Annotated in this window: 15 protein-coding genes; 12 read left to right on the top strand and 3 right to left on the bottom strand. The window is 70.3% G+C overall.

The window, feature by feature from the left end; all coding sequences use genetic code 11:
* Nucleotides 1–328: 328 nt before the first annotated feature.
* The 5 genes from AB0C38_RS25560 (at nucleotide 329) to AB0C38_RS25540 (ending at nucleotide 7,384) form a co-directional block, all read left to right on the top strand.
* Complete coding sequence (locus tag AB0C38_RS25560) at nucleotides 329–2,065, top strand: ABC transporter family substrate-binding protein (protein ID WP_360677660.1); 1,737 nt, start codon at nucleotides 329–331, stop codon at nucleotides 2,063–2,065.
* Nucleotides 2,066–2,350: 285 nt separating this feature from the next.
* Complete coding sequence (locus AB0C38_RS25555; RefSeq protein WP_360677658.1) at nucleotides 2,351–4,159, top strand: ABC transporter family substrate-binding protein; 1,809 nt, start codon at nucleotides 2,351–2,353, stop codon at nucleotides 4,157–4,159.
* A gap of 189 nt (nucleotides 4,160–4,348) precedes the next feature.
* A complete protein-coding gene (locus tag AB0C38_RS25550) occupies nucleotides 4,349–5,365 on the top strand; it encodes an ABC transporter permease (RefSeq protein ID WP_360677656.1) in 1,017 nt (338 codons plus the stop codon).
* Nucleotide 5,366: 1 nt separating this feature from the next.
* Nucleotides 5,367–6,287 (top strand): ABC transporter permease, encoded by a 921-nt coding sequence (locus AB0C38_RS25545; RefSeq protein ID WP_360677957.1) that lies wholly within the window; start codon nucleotides 5,367–5,369, stop codon nucleotides 6,285–6,287.
* Between the two features lie 80 nt (nucleotides 6,288–6,367).
* Nucleotides 6,368–7,384 carry an ABC transporter permease gene (locus AB0C38_RS25540; RefSeq protein ID WP_360677654.1) on the top strand — a complete coding sequence of 339 codons (1,017 nt, stop codon included), beginning with the start codon at nucleotides 6,368–6,370 and terminating at the stop codon, nucleotides 7,382–7,384.
* An 85-nt stretch (nucleotides 7,385–7,469) separates the two neighbouring features.
* On the opposite strand, the gene AB0C38_RS25535 is transcribed toward AB0C38_RS25540, so the two are convergent.
* A complete protein-coding gene (locus AB0C38_RS25535; RefSeq protein WP_360677652.1) occupies nucleotides 7,470–9,251 on the bottom strand; it encodes an ABC transporter ATP-binding protein in 1,782 nt (593 codons plus the stop codon).
* A gap of 113 nt (nucleotides 9,252–9,364) precedes the next feature.
* On the opposite strand from AB0C38_RS25535, the gene mshB reads away from it, so the two are divergent.
* Genes mshB through AB0C38_RS25520 form a run of 3 tightly spaced genes read left to right on the top strand, consistent with a single transcriptional unit; the run spans nucleotide 9,365 to nucleotide 11,380 of the window.
* Entirely contained in the window at nucleotides 9,365–10,207 is an 843-nt protein-coding gene (gene mshB, locus AB0C38_RS25530) for an N-acetyl-1-D-myo-inositol-2-amino-2-deoxy-alpha-D-glucopyranoside deacetylase (protein ID WP_360677650.1), read from the top strand.
* Nucleotides 10,204–10,596: a hypothetical protein gene (locus tag AB0C38_RS25525; RefSeq protein ID WP_360677648.1), complete on the top strand. Its 393-nt coding sequence runs from the start codon at nucleotides 10,204–10,206 to the stop codon at nucleotides 10,594–10,596. Before mshB ends, AB0C38_RS25525 begins: the two co-directional genes overlap by 4 nt.
* A complete protein-coding gene (locus tag AB0C38_RS25520) occupies nucleotides 10,589–11,380 on the top strand; it encodes a hypothetical protein (RefSeq protein ID WP_360677646.1) in 792 nt (263 codons plus the stop codon). The genes AB0C38_RS25525 and AB0C38_RS25520 overlap by 8 nt, the downstream gene beginning before the upstream one ends.
* A gap of 270 nt (nucleotides 11,381–11,650) precedes the next feature.
* On the opposite strand, the gene AB0C38_RS25515 is transcribed toward AB0C38_RS25520, so the two are convergent.
* A complete protein-coding gene (locus tag AB0C38_RS25515; protein WP_360677955.1) occupies nucleotides 11,651–12,412 on the bottom strand; it encodes a site-2 protease family protein in 762 nt (253 codons plus the stop codon).
* Between the two features lie 261 nt (nucleotides 12,413–12,673).
* Here AB0C38_RS25515 and AB0C38_RS25510 point away from each other — a divergent pair, with 261 nt between their 5' ends.
* Both AB0C38_RS25510 and AB0C38_RS25505 read left to right on the top strand, forming a co-directional pair.
* Nucleotides 12,674–12,961, top strand: coding sequence for a WhiB family transcriptional regulator (locus AB0C38_RS25510; protein WP_230862597.1), 288 nt, complete (start codon nucleotides 12,674–12,676; stop codon nucleotides 12,959–12,961).
* A 133-nt stretch (nucleotides 12,962–13,094) separates the two neighbouring features.
* A complete protein-coding gene (locus tag AB0C38_RS25505; protein ID WP_360677644.1) occupies nucleotides 13,095–16,367 on the top strand; it encodes a glycosyltransferase family 2 protein in 3,273 nt (1,090 codons plus the stop codon).
* A gap of 97 nt (nucleotides 16,368–16,464) precedes the next feature.
* Here AB0C38_RS25505 and AB0C38_RS25500 read toward each other — a convergent pair whose 3' ends face one another.
* On the bottom strand, nucleotides 16,465–16,929 hold the full coding sequence (locus tag AB0C38_RS25500; RefSeq protein ID WP_360677642.1) for a metallopeptidase family protein: 465 nt from the start codon (nucleotides 16,927–16,929) through the stop codon (nucleotides 16,465–16,467).
* 79 nt (nucleotides 16,930–17,008) lie between these two features.
* On the opposite strand from AB0C38_RS25500, the gene AB0C38_RS25495 reads away from it, so the two are divergent.
* Nucleotides 17,009–17,362, top strand: coding sequence for a DUF3499 domain-containing protein (locus tag AB0C38_RS25495; protein WP_026468546.1), 354 nt, complete (start codon nucleotides 17,009–17,011; stop codon nucleotides 17,360–17,362).
* Nucleotides 17,363–17,442: 80 nt separating this feature from the next.
* Complete coding sequence (locus tag AB0C38_RS25490; RefSeq protein WP_360677640.1) at nucleotides 17,443–18,798, top strand: phosphomannomutase/phosphoglucomutase; 1,356 nt, start codon at nucleotides 17,443–17,445, stop codon at nucleotides 18,796–18,798.
* Nucleotides 18,799–18,841 lie beyond the last annotated feature (43 nt).

Here is an 18,841-nt window from a genome sequence, read left to right as displayed (position 1 = left end):
TTGCCTGATCGTCACCCTGGGTGGATAATCGACCGACACGACGTCACGAATTCCGCCGTTCTTCTCCTTATATCTTTATAGGGGCATTCGAGGATTCGAAGCCTGGTGTTCACCACCGGGTGGAACCCGTCCCGTGTCCCGGGCGTGTTCGTTCCGCCGTTCCGGAACGGTCCGGGAACCCGGACGGTGTTCCGCGCGTCCTTTTCCATAGCGCCACCAAGGGGCGCGGGGCTCGGCCGATCCGGGTACGGGAATCCCGGTTCCGGCGGCGGACGCGGTCGTGGGAGCATGGCTGACCCGATCGGGGAGAATCTGGGAGGAACGGGGCGTGCGGGTGAATCGCAAGGCGGTGCCGGTGCTGGCGCTCGCGGCCGTGCTGGTCACCGCCTGCTCGAACACCCCGCCGCCACCGGTGGTGTCGTCGTCGGTCCCGCCCGCGTCGAGCACCGGGAAGACGCCGTCGCAGATCGTCGTCGGGGTCGACGACGTGCTCGGCGGCTACAACCCGCACAACCTGGCCGACTCCTCGCAGGTGACCTCCGCGCTCTCGCAGCTGCTGCTGCCCTCGGTGTTCCGCCAGAAGGACGACGGCAGCACCCAGCTGGACAAGAACCTCATGAAGTCCGCGCAGGTGATCTCGCAGCAGCCGTTCGTCGTCGCCTACGAGATCCGGCCGGACGCGTCCTGGTCCGACGGCGCGCCCATCGCCGCCGAGGACTTCGACTACCTGCGCACCCAGATGCGCGACCAGCCCGGCGTGATCGGCCCGGCCGGCTACCGGCAGATCACCGACCTGCAGTCCCGCGAAGGCGGCAAGCGCGTCGAGGTCACCTTCGCCAAGCCCTATCCCGGCTGGCAGACGCTGTTCTCGGACCTGCTGCCCGCCCACCTGCTCAAGGACGCGCCCGACGGGTGGCGCGGCGCGCTCGCGTCGAACTTCCCGGCCATCGCCGGCCCGTTCTCGATCAAGAGCCTGGACACCGCCCGCGGCGAAGTGATCCTCGAGCGCAACGAGCGCTACTGGGAGAAGCCCGCGGCGATCGACCGGATCGTGCTGCGCCGTTCGGACCAGAACACGCTGCTGGCCGCGTTGCGCAGCGGCAACGACCAGTTCGCCCTCGCCCGGACCACCGGCGACGAGCTCAAGCTGCTCGGCGAGCTCGGCCCGGCCGTGCAGCTGCACACCGTGGCCCGGCCGCTGGTGGCCGACGTGCTGCTGCGGCCGGTCAGCGCCACGCTGCAGGACGCCCAGGTGCGCGCCGGTATCGCCGCGCTGATCGACCGGCCGAAGCTGATCACCGAGGGCGTCAACGGCGGCCCGTCGGCGCAGCTGCACGCCGACGCGCAGGTGAAGGCGCCGTCGGTGGCGGGGTACGCGGCGACCATCCCGCCCGGCCCGCCCACCGCGCCCGACGTCGCCAAGGCCGAGCAGTCGCTGAAGGCGGCCGGCTACACCAAGACCGCGGGCACCTGGCGCAAGAACGGCAAGGCGCTCTCGCTGGTGATCGCCTCGCCCGGCACCCAGGAGCCGTACGCGACGATCGCCAAGGAGCTCGCCAGCCAGCTCACCGCCCAGGGCATCGAGGTCAACGCGATCACGCCGCAGCCGCGCGACCTGTTCAGCGGCCTGCTCGCGATGCCGGTCTCCGGCGGGGTCCAGCAGCCGACCGGCGACTCGGCGGGCAGCGTCGGGGTCGACATCGCGGTCGTCCCGCAGGCGGCCGGCGGCGACACGGCGTCGGTGCTCGCGTCGACCTTCGGCTGCCGCCCCGAGCAGACCGCCACCGGGGCGGACCCGGCGAAACCCGTCGTTCCGGGCAATTCGGCGGGGTTCTGCGACCCGGCGCTGCAGCCCTCGATCGACGCCGCGCTGTCCGGGGCGACACCGATCGCCGAGGCCCTGACCACCCTGGAGCCTGAACTTTGGCGCCAGAACGTGGTGCTTCCGCTGTTCCAATCGGCTGACACCCTGGCGATCGGTTCGGGCATCTCGGGCGTCACGCCTGGTCCACCGATGGTGGGTCCTTTCGGGTCCGCCGTGAACTGGACTCGCGGCCCGAAGTAATCGCTCGGCTACGCATTCAGTACTACCGGGTGATCTTCGCGCACGCCTTCGAGTGGGACTACTTGAATCCGTGAGGTAACCGTCGTATTTCCAGATGTCGGCTGGAAGTCACCCTTTGGTCACGATCGACCCTGAACTGGTGACTGTCGGTGCTTTTCCTTTCTAGCGTGCACCCGCAGTGCGCCAGTTGAGTGTCGCTTGGCGTGTCGTAGGCTCCGGCACCAAACCGGAGCGGTGTGGGTCCTTGTCACAATTCAAGGACTCAGTGCTAGGAGGGCACACTTCATGAGGAGAACCAAAGCAGTCTCCGCCTTGTCGCTCGTCGCAGGCGCCTCGCTGCTGCTGAGCGCCTGCAGCGGTGGCGACGCGGGCTCGGGCAGCACCGACCAGAACGGATCGTCGTCCGACGTCAAGTCGATGGCGGTCGGCAAGGCCGAGCAGGGTGACTCGTTCAAGCTCGCGGACGTCAAGGGCTGGGACGGCACGGTCACGGTCGGGATCGACGACGGGTACTCGGGGTACAACAACAACACTCCGGACACCAACAGCTCGTACAACACCTACATCTTGACCACGGTCCTCGAAGACTCGTTCGTCCTCGACGGCAACAACAAGGTGCTGCTCAACAAGGACATGTTCGACTCGGTCGACGTGACCTCCAAGGACCCGCAGGTCGTCACCTACAAGATCCGGCCCAACCTGAAGTGGTCGGACAACGAGGCCTTCGACTGCAAGGACCTGTACCTGAACTGGCTGGCCCAGAGCGGCCAGGCGAAGGGCTCGGACGGCAAGAACCCGTTCAACGCCGCTTCGACCACCGGCTACGACAAGATCAAGACGGCCACCTGCAAGGACAACCTGACCTTCGAGACGGACTACAGCGAGCCGTACCTCGACTACAAGGGCCTGTTCAGCGGCGTCTCGATCCTGCCCGCGCACATCCTCGAGAAGCAGACCGGCATTCCGGACATCACGAAGCTGGCGCCGACCGGTGACCCGGCCCTGATCTCCAAGGCCGGCGACTTCTGGACGAACAAGTGGAAGGGCTTCGACAAGGCGCTCATGCCGGCCTCCGGCCCGTACATGATCGACGCGTTCGACGCCAACCAGAAGTCCGTCACGCTCGTGAAGAACCCGAACTGGGCGGGCGGCAAGGGCGGCCCGGCCAAGATCGTGGTCCGCGCCATGGAAGACACCAAGGCCATGGCGACGGCGCTGCAGAACGGTGAGATCGACGTCGCGGCGTCGACCCAGCCGGACGCCACGGCGGCGGCCACGATGAAGGGCCTCGCGCCGCAGGGCGTGACCTACGGTTCGGCCGCACAGCTGACCTACGAGCACCTTGACCTGCAGTTCAACCGCATGTTCAAGGACGACGCGCTCCGCAAGGCGTTCTTCGAGTCGGTCGACCGCAAGGCGATCACCGACAAGCTGCTCAAGGAAGTCCAGGCCGACGCGGCTCCGCTGAACTCGGTCGTGTTCTTCCAGGGTGAAGAGGGCTACACCGACCTCTACGGCAGCAAGGCCGGCCTGGGCGCCGACGCCGCGGCCAAGACCCTGACCGACGCCGGTTGGGTCAAGGGTGGCGACGGCATCTTCGCCAAGGGTGGCCAGCGGGCTTCGTTCAAGATCACGCACAACCAGAACGCCCGCCGCAGCCAGACCGTCGAGATCATCATCTCGCAGGCCAAGGCGGCCGGTATCGAGGTCAAGGACGAGACCGACGCCAACTTCCTCAAGGGTGGCCGCGTCTCGACCGGTGACTACGACATCGCGCTGTTCGGCTGGTCCGCGGCGCCGTTCAAGTCGCAGTCGCGCTCGATCTACGTCTGCCCGAACGACGGCGGTGACCAGAACTACCAGAACCTCTGCGACCCGAAGATCGACGAGCCGTTCACCGCTGCGGTGAAGGCGACCGACGAGACCGTCAAGACGCAGAGCTACCAGGCCGCCGACAAGGCGATCGCGGACAAGTACGCGACCCTGCCGCTGTTCCAGACGCCGAGCATGTGGGCGTTCAAGGGCATCGACCGCGTGTACATGCAGTCCTACAACGGTGTCCTGTGGAACGCCGGCGAGTGGGAGAAGAAGTAGCAGGGTTGATCCTGCCTCTTCTTTCCCCTCGTTCCAGATGACCTGGGAGGTACCGGGGCCCGGCCACGAGCCGGGCCCCGGTACCCACCGGAAGTAGCTGTTGACCGTAGGGTTACCCCCACTACGGTAGACAACCGGGTAGCGGTCCAGCGCACTTCTGACGACCAGGCCCGGATGAGGAGCAGTTCGTTGAACCTGGTGATCTACATCCTTCGCCGTCTGGCGATATCGATTCCCGTCCTCCTGGTCGGGACCTTTTTGTCGTTCGTGATGGTCGCCGCCACCGGAGACCCGCTCGGCGAAATCCGGAACAACCCGCAGATGAGCAAGGAAGCCATCGACGCGCTGTCCCACAAGCTGGGGCTGGACCAGGGTGTCGTGCCGCGCTACTTCAGCTGGCTCGGGGACTTCCTGTCGGGTGACTGGGGCACGTCCATCGCGCAGGGCAACGCGCTCCAGCCGGTCGCGCCCAAGGTGATAGCGGCCTTCGGCGTCACGTTCAAGCTGGTCGTCGGGGCCGAGATCCTCGCGCTGATCATCGGCATCATCGTCGGCGTGCTCGCCGCGGTGAAGCAGTACTCGATCGTCGACTACCTCGCCACGACGCTGGCCTTCCTGCTCTTCTCGATGCCGATCTTCTGCATCGCGATCGTGCTGAAGAACTACGCGATCGAGATCAACGGCTGGGTGCGGGACCTCGGGCTGCAGGACGTGCTCGGCAATCCATGGCTACGCACCACCAGCCCGGAACAGCTGAAAACGGACGGCGTCGGGGACTTCATAACGAGCACGATCGGTGCCTACCTGCTGCCGACGCTGTCGATCATGGCGATCAGCTTCGCCGCGTACAGCCGGTTCCAGCGGGCCTCGATGCTCGAGGTGATGAACTCCGACTACGTGCGCACCGCGCGAGCCAAGGGCCTCGCGAACGGCCGGGTCATCTTCCGGCACGCGTTCCGCAACGCCCTGATCCCCGTGACCACGCTGTTCTCGGTGAACTTCGGGTCGGTCCTCGCCGGCGCGATCATCACCGAAACGGTGTTCAACTGGCACGGTATGGGCACATTGCTGGTGGAAGCCGTCAACAAGAACGACACTCAGGTGATGATGGGCTGGCTCGTGGTCATCGCCACCAGCGTGATCGTCGCCAACCTGATCGCCGACCTGGTGTACGGCATCCTGGACCCGAGGATTCGCGTTGGCTGACTTGAACTCCCTTCTCGCGAGCGAGACCGCGACCAAGGACGGCACCCTCCCGCCGGAAGCCCTGCCCGAGCCCCGGAGCCAGGGCAAGCTGGTGCTCCGGAAGTTCCTGCACCACAAGCTGGCCATGGCGTCGACCGCGGTGCTGGTGCTGATCATCCTGCTCAGCATCCTGCTGCCGCTCTTCTGGAAGCACAGCTACGAGGACAGCTCGTTCGCCTCGTTCGCCAAGCCGAGCGGCGAATTCCCGCTGGGCACGACGCAGGTCGGCAAGGACATGGTGTCGCAGATCCTGCGCGGCACCCAGTTCTCGCTGCTGATCGCGCTCACGGTGTCGATCCTGTCGACCGTGGTCGGCGTCGTCCTCGGCGCGCTGGCGGGCTACCTGCGCCGGTTCACCGACTCGGCGGTCTCGCGGGTGACGGACCTGTTCCTGATCATCCCGCAGATCGCCGCGGCGGCGATCCTGGCCAAGGTGTTCGGCAGCGGCTCGTGGTACATCGTCGCGCTGGTGCTGGCGTCGTTCGGCTGGATGCAGATCGCCCGGATCACCCGCGCCGAAGCGATGTCGCTGTCCCAGCGCGAGTTCGTCGACGCGGCTCGCGCTTCGGGTGCCGGCACGTTCCGGATCATCTTCAAGCACCTGGTGCCGAACATGGTCGGCAGCATCACGGTCAACGCGACCCTCGCGGTCGCGCAGGCCGTGCTGGCGGAAGCCGCGCTGTCGTTCATCGGCCTCGGTGTCCAGCTGCCGGACACCTCGCTCGGCCGCGTCATCCTGGAGAACTACGCCCAGCTGCAGACGCGGCCGGCGCTGTTCTTCGGGCCGTTCATCGTGCTCGTGCTGATTTCACTGACGATCAACTTCATCGGTGACGGTCTTCGCGACGCCTTCGACCCGCGACAGCGGAGAATGAAGGCCTGAACGCGCGACGCGGGGGTGACCGGTTCCGGTCGCCCCCGCGTCCGTTTTCGCGCGGAGATCGCCGGACCTGGGGGTTTCGGATGAATCTCGTGCTCTACGTGCTCCGCCGGCTGGCCATCTCGGTGCCGGTCCTGCTGATCGGCACGTTCCTCTGCTTCGTCATGGTGGCCAACACCGGCGACCCGCTCGGTGAGATCCGGAGCAAACCCGGGACCAACCTCCAGGCCATCGCCGACCTCGAGCACAAGCTGGGCCTGGACCAGAGCGTCTTCGCGCGGTACTTCACCTGGCTCGGCCACTTCCTCAGCGGCGACTGGGGCATCTCCATCGCGCAGGGCAACGCGCTCCAGCCGGTGGCGCCGAAGGTGATGGCGGCCTTCAAGGTGACGCTCGAGCTGGTGCTGGCGGCGTCGGTGCTGGCCCTGTTCTTCGGCGTGCTGGTCGGGGTCCTCGCGGCGGTCAAGCAGTACTCGCTCTGGGACTACCTCGCGACGACGCTGGCGTTCCTGATGTTCTCGATGCCGATTTTCTGCATCGCCATCGTCCTCAAGGGCTACGCGATCCGCCTCAACGGCTGGGTTCGGCAGCTGGGCCTGGCCGACGTCCTCGGCGACCCGTGGCTGCGCACGACGAGCCCGGAGAGCCTCTCGGCGACCGGCGTCGGCGACGCGCTCGCGAAGTACGTCGGCGCGTTCCTGCTGCCGACGCTGTCCATCATGGCCATCACGTTCGCCGCGTACAGCCGTTTCCAGCGGGCGTCGATGCTGGAGGTCCTGAGCGCCGACTACGTCCGCACGGCGCGCGCCAAGGGCGTCTCGAACAGCCGCGTGATCTGGCGGCACGCGTTCCGGAACGCGCTGATCCCGGTGATGACGCTGTTCTCGGTCAACTTCGGCGCCACGGTGACCGGCGCGATCATCACGGAGACGGTCTTCAACTGGCACGGCATGGGCACGCTGCTGGTGGAGGCGGTCAACAAGAACGACCCCCAGGTGCTGATGGGCTGGCTGGTGCTGATCGCGGTGAGCGTCGTGGTGGCGAACCTGGTGGCCGACCTGCTGTACGGGATCCTCGACCCCCGCATCCGGGTGGGCTGAAAGCGCCACATTGGGGCGCATGGGCCCCGGGAACGACGAAGGCCCCACCCGGCAGTCCGGGTGGGGCCTTTCGTCCGAAGAGAACTCAGTCGGCCACGGGGGCCAGCTTGCCGGCCTCCCAGGCCGCGCGGCGCTCGGCCTGCAGCACCGGGTCCGCGACCGGCGCCGCCGACAGCAGCCGCCGCGTGTAGTCCTGCTGCGGCGAGTGCAGCACCTGGTCGCGCGTGCCGATCTCGACCAGCTTGCCGTGCTGCATCACCGCGACGCGGTCGGCGAGCAGGTCGACCACCGCGAGGTCGTGGCTGATGAACAGGCAGGCGAACTGCAGCGACTGCTGCAGGTCGAGGAACAGGTCCAGCACGCGGGCCTGCACCGACACGTCCAGCGCCGACGTCGGCTCGTCCGCGATGAGCAGCGCCGGGTCGAGCGACAGCGCCCGGGCGATCGCCACGCGCTGGCGCTGGCCGCCCGAGAGCTCGTGCGGGTAGCGGTTCATGTAGTGCCCGCCCAGCTCGACCTTGTCGAGCAGCGAACGCACGCGGGCCGACAGCTCCTTGCCGGCCAGCACCTTGTGCAGCACCATCGGCTCGGCGATCGACTCGCCGATCGACATCTTCGGGTCCAGAGTGGACGCCGGGTCCTGGAACACGATCGAGAAGTACCGGCGAAGCGGGCGAAGCTCCTTCGCCGACATCTTCGTGATGTCCTTGCCCGCGATCGCGATGGTGCCCTGGGTGGCCTGGAGCAGGCCGACGGCGCAGCGGCCGACGGTCGTCTTGCCGGAGCCGGACTCGCCCACCAGGCCGACGATCTCGCCCTTGGCGATGGTTATCGAGACGTCGTCGACCGCGCGGTTCTTGTTCTGACCGCGGCGGCCCGGGTACTCGAGCACCAGGTTCTTGATCTCGAGGGCCGGCGCGGCCTCCTCGATCACGGCCTCCAGCTCGGCGTCGGCCAGCCGGATCTCCTCGGCGATCTTGGCCGCCTCGGTGCTGTCGGAGGCGATCCCGGCGTCGTCGAGCAGGCGGCGCCCCTCCGGGCGCTGGCCGAGCACCGGCACCGCGGCCAGCAGCCGCCGGGTGTAGTCCTCCTTCGGCGACGCGAACAGCTCGCGCGACGGGGCCTCTTCGACGATCTCGCCCTGGTACATCACGATGACGCGGTCAGCCATGTCGGCGACGACGCCCATGTCGTGGGTGATCAGCACGATCGCCGTGTCGAGGGTGTCGCGCAGCTTGCGCAGCAGGCCGAGGATCTCCGCCTGCACGGTGACGTCGAGCGCGGTGGTCGGCTCGTCGGCGATGATGACCTTCGGGTCGCACGAGATCGCCATGGCGATGACGACGCGCTGGCGCAGCCCGCCCGAGAGCTGGTGCGGGTACTGCTTGAACCGCAGCTCCGGGTTCGGGATGCCGACCATGTCGAGCAGCTCGATCGCGCGCTTGTCCGCGGCGGCCTTGGAGATGTCCAGGTGCGAGCGCAGGGCCTCGCGCAGCTGCCAGCCGACCGTGTAGACCGGGTTCAGCGCCGTCATCGGCTCCTGGAAGATCATCGCGACCTGGTTGCCGCGGATCTTCTGCATGTCCTTTTCTTTGAGATCCGCCAGGTTGCGCTCGCCGAGGCGCAGCTCGCCGGCGATCCGGCTGGTCTTGGGCAGCAGGCCCAGCACCGACATCGACGTGACGGACTTGCCGGACCCGGACTCCCCGACCACGGCGACGATCTCGCCGGGCTGCACGTCGAAACCGATGCCCTTGACGGCGTCGACGACGCCGTCCTCGGTCTGGAACGACACGCTGAGGTCCGAGATCGACAGGACGGATCCGGACACGCCGGCGACGTCCGCCGAAGTTGCTTCAGTGCTCACCAAGATGCCCTTCGTGGGGGTACAGACGATCGCGACGCGGCGGTCGCGACTCGCGCGAGGATAACCGAGGGTGTCCCCGACGAAGGTCGGAGCACGGGAATTACGCTCAACCCGTGATCTCCCCGGTACCGCGCAGGCTGCTGCTCGTCCACGCTCATCCCGACGACGAGAGCATCACCACCGGCGCCACGATCGCACGATACGCCGCCGAAGGCGCCGAAGTGACCGTCGTGACCTGCACGCTCGGCGAGGAGGGCGAGATCATGGCCGGCCTGCCCGAGCTGGCGGGGCTGGGCGCCTGGGCAGCCGACCAGCTGGGTGGCTACCGCGCCGCGGAGCTGAAGGCCGCGTGCGCCGCGCTGGGGGTGTCACGACATCGTTATCTGGGCGGGATCGGCCGGTGGCGCGATTCGGGCATGGCGGGCACGCCGTCGGCGTCGCACCCCCGGGCGTTCACCGCGGGGAGCGCCGGCGAGCAGGCCGCGCAGCTGGCGGAGATCCTCGACGAGGTGCGGCCCCAGGTCGTCGTCACCTACGACGCCTTCGGCGGCTACGGCCACCCCGACCACATCCGCGCCCACGAGATCACGATGGCGGCGGCCCCGCGGGCGGAGTCGGTGGTGCGGGTGTTCCACACGGTCACGTCGAGTGACGCGGTGCGCACCGGGCTGGCCGCGCTCCGGGCCGCCGAACCCGAGTACCGCGTCCCGCCCGACGACGAGCTGCCGGTGACGCCGGACGAGGAGATCACGACGACGCTCGACGTCGCCGCGTACGTCCCGGCGAAGCTGGCCGCCCTGCGCGCGCACGCGACGCAGCTGGCCGTGGGCGGCGGCGACGTCCCGTACTTCGCGCTGACGAACGAGGTCGCCCAGCCGATTCCGGCGCACGACTCCTTCGTCCTGGCCCACGGCCCGGCCGAGGGTGCCGCGGACGACCTGTTCGGCGGGCTGTGACGGTGCCGGAGCCCCTGACCTGGGAGCAGCGGCTGTTCCTGCTGCTGCTCGCCGTGGACACAGTGCTGCTGGCCGTGGTGGAGCTGTTCTTCCTGCCGCTGCGGATCGGGGTCGTGCCGCTGCCGCTGACGGTCCTCGTCGGCGCCGTCACCACGCCGTGGCTGGTGTCGACGACGGCGAAGCTGGTGCGGCCCGCTCTTTCGTGGGTACCCCTCGCGGTATGGGTGCTCGTCGTCTTCGGGGTGGGCATGCTGGGCCCGGGCGGTGACCTCGTGCTGATCCAGGACTGGCGGGCGCTGCTCCTGCTCGGCGCCAGCGCGCTGCCCGGCGCGATGGTGCTCGGCGGTGGGCTGGGCCGTGCGGCGGGAAGGAAACCGGGACGTGGCTGAGGCGATTTCCGACCGGCAGGTCGTGGCGGTGCTGCGGCCGTTCGTGCGGGCGTGCGGGCCGATGCTCGACGCGCTGCGCGAGTCCGACCCGTTCGGCCTGCAGGCGCGGGCCGAGCGGGCCGACGCCGACGACCTCGCCGAGGTCGAGTCCGGGCTCAAGGCGAAGCTGGTCCACGGGCTGACGTCGGTGAAGGTACCCGGCACGGCCGCGTGGGCGCGGATGACGGGCTACGACCGGTCGAGCTGGTGGATGAACCGCGTCGGCCGGTTCACGGCGCTGCTGACGTCGATCCCGGGCCTGGGCGGCGCGCTGGCCGACCGGCTGCCGGTGCAGGACACGCTGGGGGCGGCGTCGCAGGGGCTGCTGCTGTGCGCGATCGCGGGCGAGTACGGCGTGACGGACGTCGGCACGCGGGTCCAGCTGATCGCGTGGGTGCTGTTCGAGCGCGAGATCGACGCCGACCTCGCGGCGGGCAAGCACCCGGAGCACGACGAAGCCGCGGAGGCGGACGAAGCGGCGAGGCTGACCGAAGAGCTGACGGCGTCGGAGAAGAAGCACGGCAAGGCGACGGTGAAGGCGGCGGCCGGCACGCTGTGGCGACTCGGGCGCGGGCTCCTCGGGATCACGGAAGAGCTGGAAAAGCGGCCGCGCGGGAACCTCCTGCACCGGGCGATCGGCATGCTGCCGATCGTGGGCGCGGCGGGAGACTACTTCGGCGAGCGGTCGGGGTTGCGCGAGGTCTGGAAGCGGGCGCACGTCTGGCTGACCGAGCGCCGTACGTGAGCTTCCCGCGACGCGAGCCGTAACAACGCCCCGCCCGGCGCACCGGCGCCGAGGTGAGTCGCTCGGCCGGTGCGCTCGGCCGGAGTTCGGTGTCGCGAATGAGTCATTCGGGACCTCTGGCGCCCCGAATGAGTCATTCGCGGCGTACGGATCGCGGGCAAGCGGGTGGTGCCGGATCGACCGCGTGGCGATCTCCGCGAGTGGCGCGCCTCAAGCTCGGCCGAGTGCCGTTGCCCGGTCACCCATCGGCGGGTGGCCGGACGGGCAGGCTCAGTTCCAGAACTGGAAGACGCTGAACCCGATCTGGGCGCCGTCCACATAGCCGCCGAGGGCACCGAAGATCGCGTACGAGCCTTCCCGCAGGGCCGTGTTCGCCGGGCGGAAGAACCACAGGACCGCGAACAGGATGATCGGCGCCCACGGGCGGACCTTCGCGCCGAGTTCGCGGGCTCGCGGCGGGAGGTACGGCTCGATCGCGCCCCAGCCGTCGAGGCCCGGGATCGGGAGGATGTTCAAGATGAACGTCACGATCTGCAGCAGCGCCAGGTAGGACATCGCGATCACCAGGCCGCCCGCCATCGGGACGAGCGCGACCACCAGGGCCAGTGCCGCGCCGACCGCGAGGTTGCTCAGCGGCCCGGCCAGCGACACCCACGACGACGTCCCGCGGCTGCGCAGGGCGCCGCGGTTGATCCAGACCGCGCCGCCCGGAAGCGGGATGCCGCCGATGATCAGGAAGATCAGCGGCAGGATGATCGAGAGGACCGGATCGGTGTACTTCCGCACGTCGAGGGTGAGGTAACCCTTGTGGGCGACGCTGTAGTCACCGCCGCGGTAGGCGACCATCGCGTGGCCGAACTCGTGCAGCGACAGCGACGCCACCCAACCGGCGGCGACGAAGATCACGACGCCGGCGATGAGCAGGGGGTCGCGGTCGCGGACGAAAACGGTGTTGATGTCACCGAACGCGGCCATCGCGCCGCCGGCGACGGTGAGCGCGAGGATGCCGAGGAAGACCGGGCTGGGGCGCACTGCTGACTTCTGCACGCTTCCAGTCTTCCGTATGCCCGGTGTGAAGTTACCGGCGTGTCCCCTTGCGCGATCGGGCCCGAACGTCCCCCGAACTCGCTACTCCGCTTGACCTGACCGCACTACACGGGTGTAATCACAGTGATGTCATTCGTTGTCGAGGGGACAGCGAGTGTCGTTTCACCACCGCCAGCCTGGGGAGTGCTAGGGAGCGAGGAGGCGGACGTGCGGTTGGAAGCCGATGGTAAGGAATGGGGGCACGTCATGGGTTGGGGCGAGATCCCGGAGCAGGCTCTGGGAGATCTCACCGAGCTCATCGATGCCACCGAGGAAGAGCAGGATTGGCAAGAACGCGCTCTGTGCGCGCAGACGGACCCGGAGGCGTTCTTCCCCGAGAAGGGCGGTTCCACCCGTGAAGCCAAGCGGATCTGCCTGGGCTGCGAGGTCAAGGACGAGTGCCTTGAGTACGCGCTGGCCAAGGACGAACGCTTCGGCATCTGGGGCGGTCTGTCCGAGCGGGAGCGCCGGAAGCTGAAGAAACGCGCTGTTTGAGGGGGAACCACCGGTGATGCCACGCATCACCGGTGATTCCACGTGGTGAACACTCGGCGTGGGTTCACCACCGGGTGACGGACCGGGGTCGTAGGGTGGCCGCACCGATCCGCCGCCTGATCTGGAGCAGTCGTTGCCCCGCACCGCCGCGCCGCCCGTCCTGCGCACCGCGCCCGTTCTGGCCATTGTGGTCTGTCACAACGGCGAGAACTGGCTGCCGCTGGCGCTTTCTTCGTTGCGCCGCAGCACTCTCCGGCCCCGGCACGTGCTGGCCGTGGACACCGGTTCCACCGACGCGACCGCCCGGCTGCTCGCCGAGGCGGCCGCCGATCCCGGCCCGGACTCCGCGCCCGTGCTCTCCGGCGTCATCACACTGTCGAGTGAAACCGGCTTCGCTGCCGCCGTCGCCGAAGCCGTCGAGCACGCCACCGAACGCTGGGGCGACCCCGGTTCGTGGCTGTGGCTGCTGCACGACGACTGCGCGCCCGAGCCCGACTGCCTCGACGAACTGCTGCGCGTCGCCACCAAAACCCCGTCGGCGACCGTGCTCGGCTCGCTGGGGCTCGACTGGACCGACCCGCGGCTGATCGTCGAAGCGGGCCTGTCCACCGACGCGTCCGGGCACCGCCAGCAGATCGCCGCGCTCGGCGAAGAGCCGGCCGAGGTGCTCGCCGTGCCCAGCGCGGGCTCGCTCGTGCGCCGCGACGCCTGGGACGAGCTCGGCGGCTTCGACCCCGCTTTCCCGTTGCTGCGCGAGGATCTCGACTTCGGCTGGCGCGCGAACGCCGCCGGCGGACTCGTCCTCTCCGTGCCGACCGCGCGGGTGCGGCACGCCCGCGCCGTCACCACCGGGCAGCGCCCGGCGGACGCGGTCGCCGCCCCGCTCGCGGCCGCGAACCGCGCTCACGGGCTGCGGGTGTTCCTCGTGAACTGCTCGCCGTTTTCCTTCTGGCTGGGGATGATCCGGCTCCCGCTGCTCTCCGTCCTGCGCGCGCTGGCGTTCGTCCTGCTGCGCCGCACCGGGGAAGCGCGGGCCGAGTTCGCCGCCGCGACGTACCTCCTGAGTGGACGCGGCGGATTGCGCGCCGCACGGGCCCGCCGACGGCGGAATCCGCGGCCTGGCACGGTTCGCGGGCTCTTCACCGGACGCGTGACGCGCTTGCGCAACGCCGTCCGCGCCGGCGTCGTGGGGCTGGTCCGCCGCGGCGTCGAGGAAGACTTCGCGCTCGGCCGCGTGCCCGAAACCGTCGAAACCGAGTCGGCGTGGGTGACGCCCGAAGCGCTCGACGCGCGCGAGACGCGTCCGGTCGGGCCGGACGCGCTGCCCGCGGGCGCTCTGCGCGGGCTCAGCTCGCGCGGGTCCGGGCTGCGCCGGCCGGGCACGCTCGTCGCCGTCGCGCTGCCGGAAACCGCGGCGCCCGAACCGGTGTCCGCGGCCGAAGACACCGTCGTGGCGGAGCCCGAGCCGGAGCTCGTCTTCGTCGAGGTGAACCGCCGTCGCGTGCTCGCGGCGACGATCTTCGCGCCGCCGGTGGTGCTGCTCGTCGTGATGACCGCGCTGGGGCTGGTCGTCAACCGCGCCCGGCTCGGCCTCGACCTCTTCGGCGGCAAGCTGCTGCCGGTCGGCGGGCTGGGGGAGATCTGGTCGTCGTACCTGACGCCGTGGCACGCGGTCGCCGGCGGCACCGGCGCTCCCGCGTCGGCGACGCTGCCGGTGCTCGGCACGCTCGGCGCGGTGTTCGCCCCGATCGGCGGCCCGGCCGCGCTGGTGGCGATCCTGCTCCTCGGCGACATCCCGCTGGCCGCGCTGAGCGCGTACGCGGCGACGCGACGGCTTCGCGTGCGCCGGTGGGTCCGCGCGGTCATCGCCGCGACCTACGCGCTGCTGCCCGCCGCGACCGCCGGGGTGGCGCAGGGCCGGCTCGACGTCGTCGTGGTGCACCTCGTGCTGCCGCTCGTGGCCGCGGGCATCGCCGGGCTGCTGGTCCGGGCGGACACGCGCTGGCTGCACGTGTCGGCGCTGTCGGCGTTCGGGGTGGCGCTGCTCGGCGCGTTCTCCCCGCTCGCGCACGGGCTCGCGCTGGCCGGGCTGCTGATCGGGTTCGTCGTGCTGCCCGCGCCGACCGGGCTGGCGCGGCGGATCGCGTCGGTCGGGATCGTGGTGCTGCTGCCGCTGGCGTTGCTGCTGCCGTGGCCGACGGTGCTGCTGCGGCACCCGGAACTGCTGGTGCAGGGGCTCGGCGGCGCGGCTTCGGTGGTGTCCGGCACCGATCTGGCCGGCCTCGACCCGGGCGGGCCGGGCGCGTGGCCGATCGGCGTCGCGGTGATCGCGGCGGCCCTGATCGCGATCGTCGTCCGCCCGACGAAGCTCGCGGCGGGCGGGCTCGCGCTGGCCGCACTGGGCGCGGGCGGGCTGGTCCTGGTGCGGCTGGTGACGGCGACGCCGATTCAGGGTGGATCACCCGCGCACGGTTACGCGGGCGTGCCGCTGCTGGTCGTCGGCGCCGGGCTGCTGTGGGTCGTGCTCGGCTCGTGGCAGCGCGGCGGCTCGGCCGGGGTGCCGTCGCCGTGGCTGCCGAAGGTGTTCGCGGTCGCCGGGGTCGTGGTGTTCCTCGCGCTGGCGGCCGGTGCGGTGGTCGTCGGCGGTCAGGGTCCGCTTCGCGCCGGCGAGCGGCCCTCCCTCGCACCCGAGGTTTCGGCGGAGGTGTCCGCGTCCGGCCGGTCGGTGCTGGACCTCGCCCCGGACGCGACCCGCCAGCTCGACGGCCGGCTGCCCCACTACGGCGACGACGAACTCGCCCCGACGCCCGGCACCCCGGCCCGGCTGGCGGCGTGGCGCCGCGACCTCGGCCAGGGCGACGCGGCGGCGGTCCAGCGCACGTTCGCCGCCGCGGCCGCCGCCGGGGTGCAGGTCGTGGTGCTGCCGGCGGGGGTCGACCCGCGGGCGTACGTGCCGCTGGCGAAGGACCTGGTCTCGGTGGCCGCGCCGACGTCCGACGGGCGCGGCACGCTGCGCCTGCTGCCGCCGGCCGGCCAGGTGATCTTGATCTCGCCGGAGCAGGCGAAGGCGGCGGTGACGGGCGGCGGCGCGCCCGGGAACGCGCCGGGCGTGGCCCCGGTCCAGGCGGGCCTGCCGGACGTGCGCGTCCGGGTTTCGGACGGCCCGACCGGGCGGCTGCTGGTGCTTGCGGCCGAACAGGAAGCGGGCTGGAAGGCGACGGTGGGCGGCAAGAGCGTGCCGATCGTGCCGGCCTGGGGGCACCAGGTGGCGGTGTCGGTGCCGCCGACGTCGTCCGAAGTGACGGTGGAGTTCCCGGGGACCGAACGGAACCTGCTGCTGCTGGCCCAGCTGGCGGCGGTGCTGTTCACACTGCTGACGGCGGTCCCGGCCCGGCGCCGCCGCTAGTTCCCCAGCGCCCCAATGTGGCCTTCGGTGCGTTCAACGCACCCAAGGCGGCCTTCGGTGCGTTGGACGCAACCAAGGCCACATTGGGGCGCTCGGGTCACTCGCCTTCGATGACGTCCGGTTCCACGCCCAGGTAGCCGGCCACCTGCTCCACCAGCACGTCGTGCACCAGGTCGGCCAGCTCGGACGGATCCTTCGCCCGCGCCTCCAGCGGCCGCCGGTACAGCACGATCCGCGCCCGCGTCGGCAGCCCGGTGCGGTCCACGCCCGCCGGTACCAGCCGCGACAGCGGCACCGCGCCGTCGTGCAGCACGCCGTCGGACGGGGCCTTGCCGTTCTCGCGGACCTCGGGCACGTCGTCCACCGCCACGTCGAGCTTCGTCAGCTCGTGGCGCCACCGGGCCTCGATCGGTTCGAGCGCGTCGAGCACCAGCGCGTCGAACCGCTCCGCGCGGCTCGCGGCGGCGGGCAGGGTCGCCGGGTACAGCGTCCCGCGCAGGCCCCGGCCGTGCCGGTCCCGTCGCGAGCGCCGCCGCTGTCGGTAATCACGAGCCGTCGCCACCCCGGAAGTCTATGCGGTCGGCACGTCCCAGCGCGTGTCGCTCCTCCTAGCTTGCGGCGACGCGCTATCGTTTCGGATCGTGCGGAGCGTACGGAAGTGTTCGCGTACCGGCTGTCTCGAGCCGGCAGTGGCCACGCTGACGTATGCCTACAGCGACTCCACCGCCGTCGTCGGCCCCCTGGCCACCGCCTCCGAGCCGCACTCGTACGACCTCTGCGAAGCCCACGCGCTGCGGCTGACCGTCCCCAAGGGCTGGGAAGTCGTCCGGCACGAAGGCGCCTTCGCTGCTCCGGACCCGTCGGCCGACGAGCTGACGGCGCTGGCCGAGGCCGTGCGCGAGGCCGGCCGCCCCGGCAAACCGGCCCCCGCGCCCGAGCCGGAAGGCCCCTCCGGGCGCCGCGGCCACCTGCGTGTCCTCCCCGGTCGCGCCTGAGCGCGTAACCCGCCACCACCGCCGGTAGGCTTTCCGCGCGGCGCAGCGCGCGCCGGGACGACTATTCGCGGGGAGACGGCGTGCCAGACCTTTCGGGCATCGTGAAGGCCTACGACATTCGCGGCGTGGTCGGCGAGCAGCTCGACGCGGACCTCGTCCGCGACTTCGGTGCCGCGTTCGCCCTGCTCATCAAGCCCGAGGCCCCCGCGGTGGTGATCGGCCACGACATGCGCGACTCGTCGCCGGGGCTGGCGGCGGCCTTCGCCGAGGGCGTCACCTCGCAGGGGCTCGACGTCGTGAGCATCGGGCTGGCCAGCACCGACCAGCTCTACTTCGCCTCGGGTTCGCTGAACCTGCCGGGCGCGATGTTCACCGCCAGCCACAACCCGGCCAAGTACAACGGCATCAAGATGTGCCGCGCCGGCGCCTCCCCGGTCGGCCAGGACACCGGGCTCGCCGAGATCCGCGACACCGTCGAGCAGGGCGTGCCCGGCTTCGAAGGCCAGCGGGGCACCACGAGCGAGCGGGACGTCCTCGCCGACTACGCCGCCTACCTGCGCAACCTCGTCGACCTGTCCGGAAACCGCCCGCTGAAGATCGTCGTCGACGCCGGCAACGGCATGGGCGGGCACACCGTCCCGACCGTCTTCGACGGCCTGCCGATCGACGTCGTCCCGATGTACTTCGAGCTCGACGGCAGCTTCCCGAACCACGAGGCCAACCCGCTGGACCCGGCGAACATCGTCGACCTGCAGGCGAAGGTGCGCGAGGTCGGCGCGGACGCGGGCGTGGCCTTCGACGGCGACGCCGACCGCTGCTTCATCGTCGACGAGCGCGGCGAGCCGGTTTCGCCGAGCGCGATCACCGCGCTGGTCGCCGTGCGCGAGCTGGCCAAGGACCCTGGTGGCACGGTCATCCACAACCTGATCACGTCCAAAGGCGTGCCGGAGATCGTCGCCGAGCACGGCGGCAAGCCGGTCCGCACCCGCGTCGGGCACTCGTTCATCAAGGCCGAGATGGCCCGCACCGGCGCCATCTTCGGCGGCGAGCACTCGGCGCACTACTACTTCCGCGACTTCTGGCGCGCCGACACCGGCATGCTGGCGGCGCTGCACGTCCTCGCCGCCCTCGGCGAGCAGAACGGCCCGCTGTCCGAGCTGACCAGCGCGTACTCGCGCTACGCGGCCTCGGGCGAGATCAACTCGACCGTCGATGACCAGGTCGCGAAGATGATGGCCGTCAAGGACGCCTTCGGCACCCGCTCCGGCGTCGAGCTCGACGAGCTGGACGGCCTGACCGTGCAGCTGCCGGGCGGTGCCTGGTTCAACCTGCGCCCGTCGAACACCGAACCGCTGCTCCGGCTGAACGTCGAGGCCGCGAACGCCGAGGCCGTGCAGGGGCTGGTGGACGAAGTACTCGCGATCATCCGCAGCTGACCCGCCCCCGGTGGAGGGCGGGCTTCCGGGGCCAACTGTGTCC

The organism is Amycolatopsis sp. NPDC048633, from assembly GCF_040650695.1.
GTDB lineage: Bacteria > Actinomycetota > Actinomycetes > Mycobacteriales > Pseudonocardiaceae > Amycolatopsis.
The sequence above is the reverse complement of the archived record's forward strand: the minus strand, read 5'-3'. Positions and strand labels throughout refer to the sequence as shown.